Here is a 17,145-nt window from a genome sequence, read left to right as displayed (position 1 = left end):
ATGTCGAATTTAATATGCTGAAATTGATCACATTGATGTCAATTTATATCATAGTATTCTCTCTTCTATTTCTCTATGATCTAGGTGAAAGCGCATTCAGATTATGCTGATTCGAGAGGCGGTGAGGCCGGTGTAATCGGTTCATGACGTTTAATCGCAAGATTGCATCATGACTAGGCAGAGGCAAAAAAATAGAAAATTGGAGGTTCATTAATGTTAAAAAAACATGGATTGAAGGAAAAATCCCGCAAGCTGCTCTATATGGGACTCGGTTTGGTTTTGACGCTGAATGTATTTGTATTAGCGCCTTCCAAGACCTCCGCCGCGGTCGATCCTCTTCCCGGTCCGAGCTCTCCGCAAATTTGGGACGACTTCTCGGGTGGCGGCATTTTCAATCAGGCTTGGATGAACTGGTACAACCAGGCTGGAGGCACAGGAACCTTCTCCAAAACAACGGTAGACGGAAGAGATGTCGGCGTCTTCGCGCAAACGCCGGATTCCGCCTCCTCCTGGGCGAAATTCCAGCCTTGGAATGAGAAGACGGACTTGAACGGCTATCGCTATGTCAATTTAACGCTCAAAAACCCTGGATATCCGGATGAATTGATCAAATTCGTAGCCAATGACGGGTCCCACAGCTTCAATCTGACCGGCGGCTGGGTGTCTGTCGCAAGCACTTGGACGGATCTGCAGTTCGATCTCGACGCTCTCTCCCCCGCCATTGACAAAGACAGCGTCATCTACGAATTGTGGCTGCGCCAAAGCGGCGGCTCATACGGCGAGCTGCTGGTCGATTCCATCTCGGCTTCAAACGTAGCATCGGGCACGGCGCCTACGCTGACCGGCAACAATATGTCGGCGAACACGACTTCGACCTATAATCAGAACACGACCTTCACCTTCACCTCGACGTACACTGACACGGACAATGAAGCGCCATTCGCTATGCAGCTCATTATCGACGATGTTGCTTACGATATGAACGAAGTCGACACGCTCGACTCCACCTATAGCGACGGCAAGGACTATATTTATGTAACAAAGCTGCCTCCAGGCTCCCACTCGTATTATTTCCGTACAACGGATACGACGAGCGACCAAGTCGCAACCACTCCTGTATCCGGACCGACAGTGGTCCAGTCCTCGCAAGTCATTGACGTTGTCGTCAGCCAAGCGGGATACAGCGCCAATGATTTCAAGAACGCTCAGGTGACTTCCACGGAGCCTTTGTCGAGTCTTGGCTTCGACGTGCTGAGCGGCACGACTGTCGTAAGCTCAGGAACATTGGTTGACAAAGGCGTAACATGGGGCAAGCATGTGTATTCGGCAGACTTCTCCGCCGTAACGGCGACCGGCTCCAACTACACCATCGTATCGAATGGCGTCTCCTCCTATCCGTTCCAGATCGCAACGAATATTTGGGATAATTACAAAGATGAGATGACCGCCTTCTATCGCATTCAACGGGCAAGCGTAGCGACCGAGGATGCGTACCCCGACGGCTACAGCACCGTGCCGCCTTCCGAGAAGGTGTATCATGAAGCGGGACATTTGGACGATGCTTCGTCCGCGGATCTATCGACCCAATACGATCTGACGGGCGGTTGGTATGATGCCGGCGATTATGGCAAATACGGCGGCAACCAGTGGGTAGGAGCCGAAATCGCTCTAGCCTATGTCCGTTACGCAGGCGAAACCGCTGTCGCCTACGACAATGATAGCAACGGCATTCCGGATCTAATCGACGAGGCCATCGTCGGCAGCGACTATGTGAAGAAATTCGCCGATCAATTCGGCGGCGCGATGTACGATCTGAAGAACAACACCTCGTTCCATCATCCCGAGACATCCACGGATAATATTCCGGGAACCGCGGATGACCGCACCATTACCAATTACAATATCGGCGGCGCCGCGAAGGCTGCAGGCACGTTGGCGGCAACCGCGCGCGCAATAACGATGGCTATTGCCGAAGGAGATATCGATTCATCCCAAGTTGCCGCCCTTACGGCATTGGCAGCGGATTACGAGGATGCGGCGGAAGTCTTCTATGATTATGTAACGGCACATCCCACCGATCCGATGGGAGGCTACTCCACGAAAGGCGGAATCGACAATTCGATGCTGCTTGCCGATGTAGAGCTGTATTTGCTAACGAACAATACGGACTATAAGGACGCTGCGGAAGACAAAATTGACGTCTTGACCTTCGACGATTTGGCCAGTACGAACTATTGGGATATGCGCCCGATGTCCTTGGCTGAATTTTATCCGGTGGCAAGCACTTCCTTGCAGCCTCAAATTCAGGAGTTGTTGAAGCAGCAATTGGACTTCTTCATCTCTTCGCAGGATGACACGCCTTATGGCGTTCTGAATCAATTCAAAAACTTCGGCGTCAATGAGCCGCATATGTCCTACGTCGGCGACGCCATGCGCTATTATGAGCTGTTCGGCGATCCGGCAGCCTTGCGCGCCGTGCTCAAAGGCATGTACTGGGTCTATGGGGAGAATCCTTGGAATATCAGTTGGGTGTCCGGCATCGGAACCGATTATGTGGACTTCCTGCATTCGAGATTAGATGAACAAGCCAATACCTCCACGGCAACAGGCGTTGTTATACCAGGAGCTATGGTGAGCGGTCCGAATATGAAAAATACGAAAGACCCGTTCAGCGACAGCCCATGGTATGAAGATCGTTCTCTCTACAGCGACGATACGCAGCAGTGGCGTTACAATGAATTCAGCATCAGTATTCAGGCAGGCATGCTCTACACCGTAATGGCGCTTTCCGCGACGGACAGCGTAACTTCAGGCGCGGGCACCGTTCCGGTCGAAATGCCTATTCTTTCGCCGATTATTGGCGATTACGTGCGCGGCGACGTAACTATCTTCGCCGATCCCGCAAGCAGCCTGAGTGCCGTTGAGTACAAGCCAAGCGGCACGTATACGGCGATGAGCGTCTCAGGCGACGCTTACTCGGGAGTCGTGGACGAAAGCGCATCCGCTCCGCTGGCGACAAAGCGGATTGATGTTCGAGGTACCGATGCTTCGGGCAACATGACCTACAGCTCAACGCATTATACGATTGCGCCCGAGCTTCCGGATCCATCGCATTCCTTCCTGTACGACGACTTCAATGGCGGCGGCTATTGGGGCTCGAAGGGCGGAAGCGGCGAATGGGTAAGCTGGTGGACGGATCCTAATAATAACGGCGGAACGGCCACCTTCGCAAAGGCAACCGTAGACGGCAGATCCGTTGGTAAATTCTCGTATACGCCGACTTCCAGCAGCGCCAAAGCGAAGTATCAGGCATGGCATGACAAATTCGACGCTCGAGGCTACAAATATATTAATTTCGATCTCAAGAATCCAGGTTACGCTAACGAACAGATCTCCGCCGGAATCAGCGACGGCACGCACAGCTTCTCCCTCTTGAACGGATTCGCTTCCGTTCCGACAGGCGTATGGACATCCTATAAGATCGATCTTGATTCTTTCCCTTATGAGATGGATAAGGAATCGATTACATTGACGTTCTATCTGAAAAGCACGGATGGAACCTATGGCGAAATGCTTATGGATGATATCGAATTCACGAATGATACCACGGGAGCGGCTCCAACGCTTACTTCTGGAGGCGTGGACAACACGACTGGAGATACTTCGACGGATTATACCTTCGATGTGACGTACACGGATGCGGATAACGAGGCTCCATTCAAGGTAGAGCTCTTGCTAGATGGCGTCGTGCATGTCATGGATCCAGTGAATGTTGCGGATACAGACTACACGGACGGCAATCAATATACGTACACAACCAAGCTTCCGCAGGGTATTCACTCGTATTACTTCCATACGACGGATACTTCGTCGGATGCGATAAGCACCACAGTCGTCACTGGACCAACAGTGTCTCAGCCTACATCAACGCTGTTCGAGGATGATTTCAGCGACGGCGATACAACCGGCTGGACTTCAACAAGCGGAACATGGAACGCAAGCAGCTATCAGCTTGAAGGCGTCGCAGGCGGAACGCAAAGCTTGTTCGTAGCCGGTGATTCCGGTTGGACCGACTACACGCTGGATGCGGATGTGAATGTAACAAGCAATTCCAGCGGAAATGACGATGCCGGACTCGTGTTCCGATATGTCGACTCCAGCAACTTCTACGTGATGTTCATCAAGAATACGGATAATACAACAAGCCGGAATATGGAGATTGTCAAATATGTCGGCGGCGTGAAATCGACGGTCGCGTTCACCTCAGCCTCCATTGCGCCGGATACGTCCTACCATTACAAAATCGTTCTGGACGGAGATTCGATTGAAGCCTATCTGGACGGTGTGCTGAAACTGAACACAACCGATTCTACCTTCAGCAGCGGCAAGATCGGCGCAAGAACGTATGCTCACACGAGAGCGTACTTCGACAACTTTGTTGTGAGCAACTAGATAAACCGGACGAACTACAAAACGCCCCTCATCCATTGTTCATTTGGATGAGGGGCGTTCTCCGTTATGCAATATACTCTCCGACAAAACGAAATTTGTAGCATCAAATGGGCAAGCCTAGCTACAGGAAGGAGACACTGGATGCCTTCCTGCGCCGTCCATTCTTGATTATCTCCAGCTATCAGATCCTAACGAAGATCCATAACGTTAAACGCCTGAATCTCCAGCCTGCGTAAATCTAAAGAAGATTGGTATCGTTATTTCATCAAATTGAGCATGATTTCTGCCAGAAGACATGGAATAAGACGATAAATCTTCGTTAGATTTGAATAGGATGCCTTTTTAAGGTCTTAACGTTATCAGGTTTCGTTAGCGTTCCGTCTGGCTCATCCAAGCCTCTTATCAAGGTCTATCCGTGCCTTTACTTCTCGGCAGATTCTTCCTTCTCCTTGTCAGCCGCCGCCTTCATTCGTTCCTCATAATCATCCATGAACCATAGCGGGTCCATATTATCGACTTCTCCGTTATAATTGATGAACAGCTCTTCGCCCGCGACGATATCCCGATACGCATAAAATTCAAAGGTATGATTGTCGAAGTTGATCTCATAGATTAAATTCGGCGTATAGGAGTGGTTGAGCAGGCTGCCATAGCCAAGCACGATGGCCGTATGATTCGCGCCATATTCGAACACATAATCCGCCATCACGGTCTTGTCCAAATGCTCGTCATCATCATCCACCGACGGAATGACCGGCGCTTCGTGCACCAAGGTGCCTTTCGCAATATCTTGCGTGGCGAACACCCCTCTGTTGAACTCGCCTTTGCTAATTTTCGAGGTTCGAACCTCAATCATCATGATCACCTGCTTGTCGTTTACTTAAGGTTAGCGGGTCGGGGGCTTCATCCAATAGGACTGCGGCCTCTTCGACTTCGGCGCGCTGCTCTGCGGCTTCCGATCATTCGCTTGCGGCTTAGGTGCCTTCGACTTCGAACTGGACGCATTCGACTGCGGCTTAGACGCACTGCCAGGAGTCCTCGATCCGCTAGCCTGAGACTTCTGAGAATTGGGTCTATTCTGATGCTTGGAAGCGTTCGAGCCGCCTCTTCCCTTGCCCGATTGCGATGACTTCGAGCTCTGAGCCTGTCCTTGCTTGCTTCCCTCGCCTTGCCTCATCTTGTTCCCGGTGCCGCCCGGCTTAACCGAAACGGAAGACGCAATCTGCGCTGCCTCGCCTGTCATCGGGAAATTATGCTCCTCCACTACCGGAATCTTCTGCTTCGTCAGCTTCTCGATGTCCTTCAGATAAGGAATCTCCTCTTGCTCGCAGAAGGAGATGGCGATGCCGCTTTGCCCTGCTCTGCCTGTACGGCCGATCCGATGAACGTAGGTCTCCGAGATATTAGGCAAATTAAAATTAATAACATGCGATAATTCCTCAATATCAATGCCTCGAGCCGCTATGTCCGTAGCAACCAGCACTCTGGTTGCTCCATTCTTGAAGCTGTTCAGCGCGTTCTGCCTTGCATTCTGCGATTTGTTGCCATGGATGGCTTGAGCGGTAATCTTCTGCTTCGTCAAGCCGCGAACAACCCGGTCCGCGCCATGCTTGGTGCGCGTGAAAACGAGCACGGAAGCAATGGACTTATCGCTTAGCAGCTCATTCAATAAGGATTGCTTGTTTGTCTTATCGACAAAATAAACGCTTTGCTTAATGCGCTCCACCGTTGTCGAAGCTGGCGTGATCTCCACCTTCACGGGGTTCACAAGCAAGGTTTGAACGAGCTTCTCGATCTCCGGCGGCATGGTAGCCGAGAAGAACAAGGTCTGTCTCTTGCTCGGCAGCTTGGCAATAATCTTCTTCACATCATTGATAAAGCCCATGTCCAGCATGCGGTCCGCTTCATCCAACACCAGCACTTGCACATGTCCAAGATCGACGAGACGTTGATTGAGCAGATCCATCAGCCGCCCCGGAGTCGCAATCAGAATATCCACGCCAATCGCAAGCGCGCGCTCTTGTCCTCTCTGCGAAACGCCGCCGACGATGGAGGTGCATCGAATATTCATGAATTTGCTGTATGCTTCGATATTCTCGGCAATTTGTATAGCCAGCTCGCGGGTCGGCGTTAAGATTAACGAGCGAATGCGACGCTTTGTCTGCGGACGGGTCTGCTCCTTGCTCAGCAATTGCAGAATCGGAAGCGAGAACGCGGCTGTCTTGCCCGTGCCTGTCTGCGCGCAGCCGAACACATCCCTGCCCGCCAGCACAGCGGGAATGGCCTGTTCTTGAATCGGGGTTGGCGTTGTATAATTTTCCTTCTCCAATGCTTTGAGCAGAGGCGGAATTAAATTTAGTTCTTGAAATGTCATATATTCTCCTAATCTAACCTTCATATTTTAAGTAAATCGCAACGAGTCAGGATACCATATTTCACCGTAAAAGAACAGCAGATTTCCCGATTATGAGATATTTACCTTCTTATCAATGATAGCTTTGATATCTCTTACCAACTGCACGGAGGCATCGATCTCAACCTTTCTTGTCGATACGCTCTCCACGCTGCAACCGATCGGAATGCCCTTCTCCAAGCCGAAATCGAGGAGCTCCTCGAAGATGCTGAGCGACTGCCTGATCGACTTCTCCAGCACGTCGCTGGAGTATTTCAAATCATTTTCCAGCCATTTCGGAATGCTGATGCCCAGCCACTTCATGAATTCAAGCGTCTTCGCCGAGCCGCAAGGCGCCAGATTGAACAGAATCGGCACCATCTCAAGCTCATGCTTCAAGCAATGATAATAATAATCGGATAAGAAATCCTTAGACGCCTCAATATTATAGGTCGCCTGCGAAACGAAGAAATCGCAGCCGTTGCTTACCTTGCCGACAACGCGGAGATGCTCGTCATTCTTGGTCATATGACGCTCGGGAATGACAACGCCGCCGAATATCACCTTGCTGTTAAGCTCCTTGCTGAGCCTTGCCGCTGTCGTAATATCAAGCTTTACCTCCTGCTTGCTGGAGGAAGCGCCGACATAGACGGAATAGCGGTCTTCTCCTTTATCCGCTTGAATCCATTCCGCGAATTGCGCTTCATCATACTTGCCCACGCAGCGGTAAATAATCTTCGGAACTTGGAGGTCATTCAAATAATGCTTGCTGTAAAGCGTTGGATCCAGCGTCTGTGAATATGGAAACGGTCTTTCCTCGTCAATGCGGTCGGCTTCCTCCTGCACATCGTATAGAATAAGCGCATCGATCTTCAAATCCTTGATGCGCTCGAATTGTTTTAGCGCGATTTCCGCGATTTTCTCAGGCGTGTGGCTTGCTTTGGGCGGCGTCATGCCGTATGTCAGAATGCCCGCCTGTTTGTTCAGAATCTTCTCTCGCAGCATAAATGAATTCCCGTCCTTCTTGGCGTAATGATACAAGTATACCATCAGTCGCCGCAACAAAAGAAGCCATTCCGCGAAGGAATGGCTTCCATTACAGCAATTCAGGAAAAAATTACATCGATTTGGTCAGTGTGATAGAGTAGTCGTCGTCGCCCCAAGCGACATCCCAGCCAAGCAATTCGGCGATGAAGCGAAGCGGTACTTGCGTGCGTCCGTCTTCGTTGATAAATACCTTAGTGCCTACATCCATCATCGTTCCGTTCACTTCCATGAAATCCTTCCCGATCCAGAATTTCAGCGTATCCTTGCCAGCCATTACCCATACAACCTGATTCTCCTCATCCCATTTCACCTCGGCGCCGATGCCTTCGCTAAGGAAACGAAGCGGAATAAAGGTAAAGTTGCCGGACATCATTGGAACGGTGTCCATCATCGTAACTTTATCATTAACGATAAGTTGATTGGAGTTAATCTTCATCCATACCGTTGTCATATGATCCTCGAATTTCTCCGGGAATTGCGTTACGATCGCATTGCCCAACGCTTGCCCTACGCCGAACATAAAGCCAAAGCCTTCACGGAACGTATCGTAGCTAGCTGTGTAATCTTCGTCAACATATTGATCGAAAGTCATTTGAACCTGACTCTCGTGCTTCATCAACGCTTCTTGAGCCGCTTCGGTTGGCAGGTTGCCAGCCGTAGCTGTTCCGAGGAATTCGCCGAATTCCTTCGCGAAGCCGTTGATTCTGTCGATTACCGCAGCGCGTGCAGCCGCATCATTGTCTTTCGTCGCTTTCACCATATCGCTCTGAGCGATAATGTGGTCGGTCGTCCACAGCTTCTCGAACGCCGCAGCGCCTTCTGCGCCGTAGATGGACTCGATAGCGGCGGTGAAATCCGCCGTATGCTCATCTTGAGCCCATGCAGCGGCATCCATGTCGCTCGCGCCGTCATATTCCTTCTGCATGTCGATGGTGGCAATCGCGAAATGCTCTGCTGCCAGGCTGTTCAGCGTCGATCTAAGATCCGCCGCTTTCGTATCGGCCTTGGTGTTGTCGAATTTCTCCGGGAACTGCGTCACGATTGCCGTGGAGAGCGCCTTGGAGATCGTGAACATTTCTTGATAGCCCTCGCGGAAATACGCGTATTGCTCTGTGTAATCTCCCGCTACATAAGCATCGAACACCTCTTGCACTTGCTTCTCATGCAACCGCACGACTTCTATTGCCGTCTCTGCCGGAAGAATGCCTTCGGTTGCTGTTCCCAGGAAGTTGCCGAAATCGATGGCGAATTGATCGACCTTGGCTCTCGCCTCCACAACCGCCGGAATATCATGCTTCTTCATCGCCTTCACTTCTTCATCGGTGTACATATTATGAGGTCGGAAAATATTCTCGAATTGCGTCGCTCCCGCTTCGCCATAGATGGACGCGATTGCCGGTCCCATATCGACCGCGTTCTGATCGAGCGCATCGAGTGCCGCTTCCGCTTCTTCTGCCGTGCCGTCGTAGGCGGTTGTCATCGCTTTGACCGCTAATACAAAATGCTCGGATAATAAGTGGTCGAGCCCTGCTCTGAGTTCTACCGCCGGCGTGTTCACTGTCGGCTTCTCCATATCCATCTTCGTCGTCGTTGGGGCTGCTGCGTGCGCCATTGCCGGCATCAATAGAGACAAGCTAAGTACTGGAGCTGCTAATTTTCTAAGCTTCATAAATCCGTCACTCTCCTCGAAATGATTTGTTTTTGTTGCGTATACTTCTTATTCGAGACGAGTTCGGATTTGGATCACTCTTTTGCGAAAAAACTTTTTTTGAGAAAAATTCATTGCGGATGTACCGGCTAAAATCTTAAAATCCAACAATAATCTTAACAGGATATCTGAGCGAATTTGACGTCCGTCATATTTTTGAGAATTTTCCGACAATGGAACAATATACGACTCCGATGCTTCATGCTAATATTTGGATTGCCTCCGGAGGGTGAAGGAAATTAAGAAATCCCCATTTCGGCTTCAAATCAGTTATGCAAAGCAGGCGATTCGCTAAGCAAGAGACCTGATTGGACTATGAACATTGGAGGTATTTTATGAAGATCAAAGCATTCGTATTGGCATTGGTTCTGTTCTTGACGCTCGACACCATGGCGGCTTTCGCCGCGCCCAAAATCAACACCTTCGAACGCCCTGCTCGCGGAAGCGCTTATACGCTCAGCGAGTGGGGATTAGACGGCTGGAGCGCGCCATGGGATCTTGGAATGAGCAACCGCACTTGGATTGACGGCTACAACTTCAATCACTCCGGCGGTCAGTCTCTGCGCGTCTTCTATCCCGCGGGACAGATTGATCCGCAAAATTCCGGCGCACAAGCTCCATTCACGCTGACGCCGGGCAATGAATACTACTTGTCCTATTGGGTTCGTTTCAGCAGCGATTTCAGCTGGGGCACGACTGAATTCGCGGGCAAGCTCGGACTCGGACTGGCAGGCGGAGGCGCATGCTCCGGCGGTCAGGTATGTACGGGCTACAACGGCTTCAGCTCGCGTATGATCTGGCGCAGCGGCGGACAAGCGGCGATCTACTATTATCATATGGGCAACGCCGGACAATACGGGGATTATGCGGTGCTTAAGAACCCGAACGGCTCGGATATTTACTATTCGAAAGGCACTTGGATCAACATCGTGCAGCGTCTGAAGGTGAATACCGTGACGAACGGCAACGCCAATCCGGATGGAGAAATCCAAATTTATTATAACGGCGTCTCGGCCGCGAATATTAGCGGGCTTCGCTTCGTCCGCAATTCGGATAAGATCGACAAGGCGTATTTCTCCTCCTTCTTCGGAGGCGCCACCTCCTCATTCGCGCCGGCCAATGATTCGTGGATTTGGTATGATGATCTCAAGGTGTCCACCAACCCCAATGAAATCTGCGAGCTGGATGCAGGCGGCTGCTATACGAATACCTTGCAGGCTGAGAACTATACTTCGATGAGCGGCGTTATGACGGAACCGACGTCGGATACGGGCGGCGGCTCGAATGTCGGGGGCATCGATTATCAGGATTGGCTCGCCTTCGGCAATGTCAATATCCCAAGCGCCGGCAAATATCTCGTCGAATACCGAGTCGCTTCCCCAAACAGCGGCGGCAGAATATCGCTCGATATCAATGAAGGCGATACGGTGCTGGGAGAAATCGATATACCCAACACGGGAAGCTGGTCCAGCTACCGTACGGTCTCGCATGAGGTAACTATCCCGGCGGGCACGCATCAGTTCGGAATCTACGCGCTTGGCGGCGGATTCGATATTAATTGGTGGAAGATTACGAAGCTTTATTGAGTGGGAGGGGCTTCGGCAACATGAAGCCGTGAGAATAAGCAGGAGCGGTCCATATACTGGATTCGCTCCTGCTTATTTCTCCACATATGCCAATTTTATTTCGATTTTCTCGTTTTTCTGACCAGTAATTGTCATGGAATTTCTCCTGTATATTTACGTCTAATCGACTATAATTCCTGATATACAGGAATTACTCCTGCATATTATCATTCAAACGACTCTCATAAAGTGAGAACGACCAATAAGCAGGACATATTCCAGTATATAAGCTGATATCAATGATTTCTTCAAATTATACTGGAGGAATTACTGTTCAGAAAGCAAATTGAGCAAAGCTACCGGGGTCCCGAACGGAAGAGCATTAAAAAAAGCCCATGAACCAACGATCCGGCTTGGAAAGTTGGCTCATATGCTCCTTCAATTACGCTCTTGCACTCATCTTATTCTTACTTCTCTCTCACTACTCTCTTACTTCCCCAACTGCTCCTCCAACAAACGCATAATCACAGTCGCTGCTTCAGCTCTAGTGACGATGCCTGACGGCACGAATTTGTTGCCGCTGCGGCCAATCATGAGGCCCGCTTCCTTCACCCGAACCGTCGCTTGAACGGCCCACATCGGAATTGCAGATGCGTCGCTGAATATCATCGAATCGTTGTTGCTGCTTGTACCGTCCGCCGTTTGCTCTCCGTCCTCCAGCACATTAGCCAGCATAACCGCAAGCTGCGCTCTTGTCATCTGCTGTCCTGGACGGAAGCTGCCATCCTCGAAGCCGGACACGATATAAGCCTCACTGGCCAAAGCCACAGCAACCGCTGCCCAATCGCTAATCGTGCTGGCATCTGTGTAGGCAAGCTCCTGCGATGCTTTCCCTTCAGGCTGCAAAGCGTTCATCAGCATGACGCTGAACTCCTCCCGCGTCACGGATTGATCCGGATGGAAGCTTCCATCCGTATAACCATGGACAATGCCAGCCTCGACCGCAGCCTCAATATCCGCTTGCGCCCAGTGGCCGTCGATATCTGTCAGCTCCGTTGTCTCTTCTTCTGGCGCTTCTGCGGCCAGAACAGCGAACTTCGTCAAGTGGTTCGACTCGACTTCAATGTAATCGCCATCGACCGTTCCGCCCATCGGAATCCACTCCCCCGCATCCTCGTCGTAATAGTAGACGGAAGCGATTTGCCCTTCCTCCAGCTTGGATGGATCAAACTTGAAGCGCAGCTTGATCGGAACCGAGAATAATCCTTCTTTGTCCTTCTTCACCTCAAAGACAGAGCTCAGAACATCCTTTCTGCCTTTCAATATGGTCGACAATACGTTAGCGTCGCTGAGCTTCTCCACCACATACTTCACGACTTCGCCCATAGATCCGGCAGGAATGTTAACGACAAACTCGTTGTTCCCAAGAGATAATTGAGCGTTGCTGCCGACAGGAACTTCCTTCTCTATTTTGCCAGCATTGGATGAAGGATTGGTTGTTCCTGTGCCGCCTCCCCCATTGCCGTTACTATTGCCATTACCATTTCCATCATCATTGCCATTGTCTCCACCATTATTGTCCGTATCTCCGCCGTCGCCGCCATCACCATCGCCCGGCTCTTCCGCCGACTCATCGCTTGCGCTGACCATGACGAACCCGTTATTACTCGTAAAATCAGCCTCTTCGCCATTCCACATTACGGTTGATGCTTCAGGCGCGTATACTACGATGCTCGCGCTAATGAGATCTGCGGGTTCGCTCGACGTCAACGTCAATACATCGCCCTCCAGTTCCGCAGTCACCTCTACATCCTCAGCCCCATAGTTTTTGCCATCCATATAATAGTATTGAAGCTTGCCGGCCGATTCTACGCCGCTATTATAATAGAACACTTGCGTGCGGCCGTCCTTCAGATTCACTTCAATCTGGCCCGCTCCCGTCTTCTCCACGCTCTCGATTTGACTCGTGCCGTTGAAAGGCTCCAGCAAGCTGACAAATTGCGCTTCCGTACCTTCAACGCGATTCACAAGCGTCGGCATGTACTTGCTTGTATCATTTGCAGGTCCAGGAGCCTCGCCCACGATCATCTCGGATGGGTGCTCCGCCGAGCTGGTCAAGCTGAACAGCTTCAAGCCGTTGCCGCTTTCCTTCTTCCACTGCCCTTCCCATGCGCCATTCACATCTGCAACCTGACCATTGCGGAAGAAGGAATACGCATCCTCTGTTCCCAGCGTTTCTTCATAGAGGGACATGTCGGTGCCCAGCGTAAAGTCGCCAAGTCCATGCATGATCCAGTCAAATGTACGCTCCGTATCCGATTCCACCGAGAACAGATCGATCATATAATCCTTTGTGACAGCGACCGTTCTCTCATAACGATTCATATTCGCATACGCCTTGCTCGACGTATTCGTCATAATATTGAACGGCTCGGATGTCAGGAACAGCTTGGTCGGTTCGTTGACCTCCATCTCCGCTTCCACGTTTTGCGTCTTACCGTCAATCGCTACCGTATTATGCGCGAATGTCTTCTTGTAGTAGGATTCGTACATCGAGTTGCTGTATGGCGGGATGCCAGGGTCTGGAGCCAGACGCTCGCCCTTCCCGAATACCTCGAGATGAAGCTCATCCGGGTGACCGTGATAGCCGCCGTGAATACCGTAATCCACCAGCGCGTATAACTGATCGTCGCCCGTTCCCGCTCTCAGCACGGAATGACCGAGTCCAGTGAAGTTATAGCTGTCAGACGGCAACGAGCCCCCGGTAGGAATCATCTCTTCCCCATAAAATACTGCCTCTTCCCCAACGATGCCGGAATTGATATCGCCCGGAATGACAAACCCGCCTCTTGGACGCTGCTTGTCGTTATAGAGCGTATCCAGCAACGCACCGTACGCCGGATCATTATATTCCGCGAACACTTCCTCGTAATCCTTCGGCACCACTCTGCCCGGAGCCGCCAGACTCGTCGGATATTTGCCCGAGTCATTGCTGTTAATAATGCCGAGATCCGGGAATGCGTATTGCAGCGTGACGTCAAAGGTCTTCTTGAAGTTCGGATTCGCGAACAGATCATAGCCGCTATTCTTCAGCGCCTGCGCATGATAGAGCAGCGCCGACTGCGCGTAGAAATGATAGCCGATGGCGCCCTCATACCAGAAGCCGTCGGATAATACGCTGTTAGCCATCTGGAATTCGAATCCGCTCTTTCCTTTTACAGAGAAATCCATTAGAGCTTGATCCTCCAGCAGGGCTCCAACCGCGCCGATAGCGGCATTATGCCAGGTTTGCCAGTTGGACTTGCCTACATCGTAGCCTTGAAGCGTCTTCGCGGATGGCGCGAATAAGTTTTGCTCCAGATCGTATTGCTCGGAGATAGTGAACAAACCGCTAGGTTCTACCAAATCATAGGCTTGCACCAGCTCTATCATTTGCACCGCTTCATCCAGAGACTGATAATAGAGTCTCCCGTTCAGAGCCTGCAGCGGATAGCTCGGATACAACGCCGCATAGTTCATCAGGATTTCTTTGGCTTTCGCTGCGTATTTCTCCTCGCCGGTCAAAGCGTAAACCAATGCCAGATTGCGCGCAGCTTCGATGTTGACCGTATGCGCGGTGAAACGCCAAGCGGCGTCAAGATCATCGCCGGTATGATACGTATCGTCGTCCGGACAAAGATGCTCATGCGGCTTGTCGTACTCGAATACGAGCGGCGTGTCGCCGCAAGTGTACAGAGAGCTTTCGCCGCCCGGCTTCGACGGGTAATAGACCGTCTTGTCCACCCAGGCGTCGGCCTTAAGCTGAATCGCATCGAGATAATCCTGCGCCCAATCATAGGTCGCTACCTTCTCCTTCGCGGCATCGAGCTGTGCTTGCGACACCATCACATAAGGATGCTGTTTGGCAGGAACTCTTGGAGAACCGACTTTCACATTCAATTCGATATTCGTTTGCTTGCCGCCTTGCAGCGGCGTTACCGTGAACACGGCCTGCTTCGAATCCCCGGCCGCGGCGCCCTCCGGCACCTTCACCTCAATATCGACATCCGTCTCTTCGCCTTGCGCAACAACAGCCGTCATTGTGTCATAAGACACCTCATAGCCTGCCGGAAATGCTGTTTTCGGAGCAATGCCATATGCGGTATCCGCGTTGCCGATATTTTTGAGCGAGAAGGAATAATGCAGCGTGCTGTCAGGCAGCGCACTCTTGTCGATCTTGTTGATCGACGGCTCTACAGCATTCTTCGTTACGGCCATGCCGTCGAAGTATAGCTTGTCCGTAGGATCGGGGTTTTCCGAATCATACCAATTCGGATGAATAATAATTTGATGGAAATTTGCCAAATCCGCCAGTCCCGTCGAATTCAGAAATTTGTTGAACGGAAGCTCGATCTTCTTCCAACCCGTCCAATCCACAGTGATTGTGCTCATGAAATAGTCGAAGCCCGGATCGGGAATATTCGCTTCCAGAATAAAATAGATTTTTTTGTACGATACCTTGTCCGAATACAACCAGAATTCGATCTGATCATTCTCGTCCCAAGGCGCATTAAATCCAGTCACATTAATAGCCGACGTCGGGTCGGTCCACAGTCCCGACTTCTGTCCCAAGACCGCTTGATGGGTTGTCGGCGTCGTATTCGTCCATCCTGTGAAATTCTCCATATCGCTGATCGGGATACTGCTGCTTCCAGACAGATCAATGTTGTACGAATAGCTGACCTCATCGCTGGAAATATCGTTATACACCGCTTTTGTAACCAGTGTCACGGGATGATCCAATACAATAGGCTCCGTATAGGGTTTAAAATCATTATCCTCGCCTTCGAACTTATAGAAGAGGGACGCGCCTGCGGTTTCGGAAGAAAGGGTAACCGTTTTTTCCTCAGCATAGGTGCCGGCAGGCAAATCGACTATCGCATTTTCTACAAACTCTCCATATATGAACGTATAGTTATACGTTGTTTCACTGCTATCTACGCCATTAATGGATGCCTTCGTAATGAGCGTCGTGTCTTCCGTCAAGGTAAGCGGAGCTGAATATAGCTGAAAATCGCTGTCCACTCCCTCTCTCTTATAATAAACGCTAGTTAAGACGGAAGGCTGAGATAACGAAGACAAATGAAGCGTTACCTTGTTCTTATACTCGCCGGATGGTTTGTCCGATGCAGCCGGATACACTTCAGCCGTATTCGTCAGCCGCATATCATCAAGATAAATTTGCAATTCTGGATCATGATTCGTTCCGGAAGACGCGGCCCGGTCGAATCGAATATAGTCGAGAGGCCCCCATGGTTTGATCGTTGCACTATCGCTCGCTTGGCTTTTCACAGTCTGAAGAGGAATCTCGATTTCCTTCCAGCCTGTCCAGTCCAGAGAGAGGCGATAGGAGTAATACTGCGAATCGCCTTTCATATAGAATCGAACAAGCATCTGCTTCTCTGCTTGATCTCCTGTTCTGGCTTTCATGGAGTAGGCCCAAAATTTTAGCGTGGAATAACCGTTCAAATCCACATTTGGAGCTTGCTTCGGATAGATGAGCGCGGCTCCGTTATCATAGACATCGGGATTTGTTGGATCTGGGACATAGGATAGAAGCCACTTTTTCGAGCCCGTCCCTTCCTTTATATAGTCCGGATCTGAATTCGCAACAACCGCTATTCCGGCTGTTCCAACCGTGTCTCCCGTCGCATTCGTCGCCGAATCCATATTATTAATCTGCAGCGAGATCGGGAAGGTTTGCTCGGGTCCGTCCTCCGCCGCGCTCGCAACATTCACAGCATCCGCAGGCGCGAAGAGCTGAACATAGCTGACCACAAGCAGCGCAGCCATTACGGAAGAAAGCTTTCTCTTAATTGAAAGAAGATTCATCATCGTCATCCTTTCTTACCACAATAGTATTTATAAAGTTTTGAGTAACGAAAACATTACGGACAGACTTCGATAAGGGGGCTCGATGGAGCCAGGCGGAACGCTAACGA

The 17,145-nt window shown here is 50.8% G+C and carries 7 protein-coding genes; 2 read left to right on the top strand and 5 right to left on the bottom strand.

The window, feature by feature from the left end; translation table 11 throughout:
• Nucleotides 1-213: 213 nt before the first annotated feature.
• Complete coding sequence (locus HFP08_RS05605) at nucleotides 214-4,452, top strand: glycoside hydrolase family 9 protein (protein WP_168119557.1); 4,239 nt, start codon at nucleotides 214-216, stop codon at nucleotides 4,450-4,452.
• 421 nt (nucleotides 4,453-4,873) lie between these two features.
• Here the strand turns inward: HFP08_RS05605 and HFP08_RS05600 are convergent, their stop codons facing one another.
• The 4 genes from HFP08_RS05600 to HFP08_RS05585 all read right to left on the bottom strand — a co-directional run bounded on the left by HFP08_RS05600 (nucleotide 4,874) and on the right by HFP08_RS05585 (nucleotide 9,560).
• Nucleotides 4,874-5,308 (bottom strand): SET domain-containing protein, encoded by a 435-nt coding sequence (locus HFP08_RS05600; protein ID WP_168119918.1) that lies wholly within the window; start codon nucleotides 5,306-5,308, stop codon nucleotides 4,874-4,876.
• A 30-nt stretch (nucleotides 5,309-5,338) separates the two neighbouring features.
• Nucleotides 5,339-6,826 carry a DEAD/DEAH box helicase gene (locus tag HFP08_RS05595; protein WP_168119556.1) on the bottom strand — a complete coding sequence of 496 codons (1,488 nt, stop codon included), beginning with the start codon at nucleotides 6,824-6,826 and terminating at the stop codon, nucleotides 5,339-5,341.
• A gap of 90 nt (nucleotides 6,827-6,916) precedes the next feature.
• Nucleotides 6,917-7,909 carry a methylenetetrahydrofolate reductase gene (locus HFP08_RS05590; RefSeq protein ID WP_240941112.1) on the bottom strand — a complete coding sequence of 331 codons (993 nt, stop codon included), beginning with the start codon at nucleotides 7,907-7,909 and terminating at the stop codon, nucleotides 6,917-6,919.
• Between the two features lie 52 nt (nucleotides 7,910-7,961).
• The gene (locus tag HFP08_RS05585; RefSeq protein WP_168119555.1) at nucleotides 7,962-9,560 is read right to left on the bottom strand and encodes a copper amine oxidase N-terminal domain-containing protein; all 1,599 of its coding nucleotides are present in this window, start codon (nucleotides 9,558-9,560) and stop codon (nucleotides 7,962-7,964) included.
• Nucleotides 9,561-9,934: 374 nt separating this feature from the next.
• On the opposite strand from HFP08_RS05585, the gene HFP08_RS28970 reads away from it, so the two are divergent.
• Nucleotides 9,935-11,185: a carbohydrate-binding protein gene (locus HFP08_RS28970; protein WP_206109188.1), complete on the top strand. Its 1,251-nt coding sequence runs from the start codon at nucleotides 9,935-9,937 to the stop codon at nucleotides 11,183-11,185.
• Nucleotides 11,186-11,653: 468 nt separating this feature from the next.
• Here HFP08_RS28970 and HFP08_RS05575 read toward each other — a convergent pair whose 3' ends face one another.
• Nucleotides 11,654-17,038, bottom strand: a complete 5,385-nt coding sequence (locus HFP08_RS05575) for an S-layer homology domain-containing protein (protein WP_206109187.1) — start codon at nucleotides 17,036-17,038, stop codon at nucleotides 11,654-11,656.
• Nucleotides 17,039-17,145: the final 107 nt, after the last annotated feature.

Source organism: Paenibacillus sp. HB172176 (assembly GCF_011947265.1).
Lineage (GTDB): Bacteria > Bacillota > Bacilli > Paenibacillales > Paenibacillaceae > Pristimantibacillus.
The sequence above is the reverse complement of the archived record's forward strand: the minus strand, read 5'-3'. Positions and strand labels throughout refer to the sequence as shown.

What these genes read in the sequence shown, in the direction of transcription:
- HFP08_RS05605 (WP_168119557.1), top strand. Translation starts at nt 214, where the DNA reads ATGTTAAAAAAACATGGATTGAAGGAAAAATCCCGCAAGCTGCTCTAT.
- HFP08_RS05600 (WP_168119918.1), bottom strand. Translation starts at nt 5,308, where the DNA reads ATGATTGAGGTTCGAACCTCGAAAATTAGCAAAGGCGAGTTCAACAGA.
- HFP08_RS05595 (WP_168119556.1), bottom strand. Translation starts at nt 6,826, where the DNA reads ATGACATTTCAAGAACTAAATTTAATTCCGCCTCTGCTCAAAGCATTG.
- HFP08_RS05585 (WP_168119555.1), bottom strand. Translation starts at nt 9,560, where the DNA reads ATGAAGCTTAGAAAATTAGCAGCTCCAGTACTTAGCTTGTCTCTATTG.
- HFP08_RS28970 (WP_206109188.1), top strand. Translation starts at nt 9,935, where the DNA reads ATGAAGATCAAAGCATTCGTATTGGCATTGGTTCTGTTCTTGACGCTC.
- HFP08_RS05575 (WP_206109187.1), bottom strand. Translation starts at nt 17,038, where the DNA reads ATGATGAATCTTCTTTCAATTAAGAGAAAGCTTTCTTCCGTAATGGCT.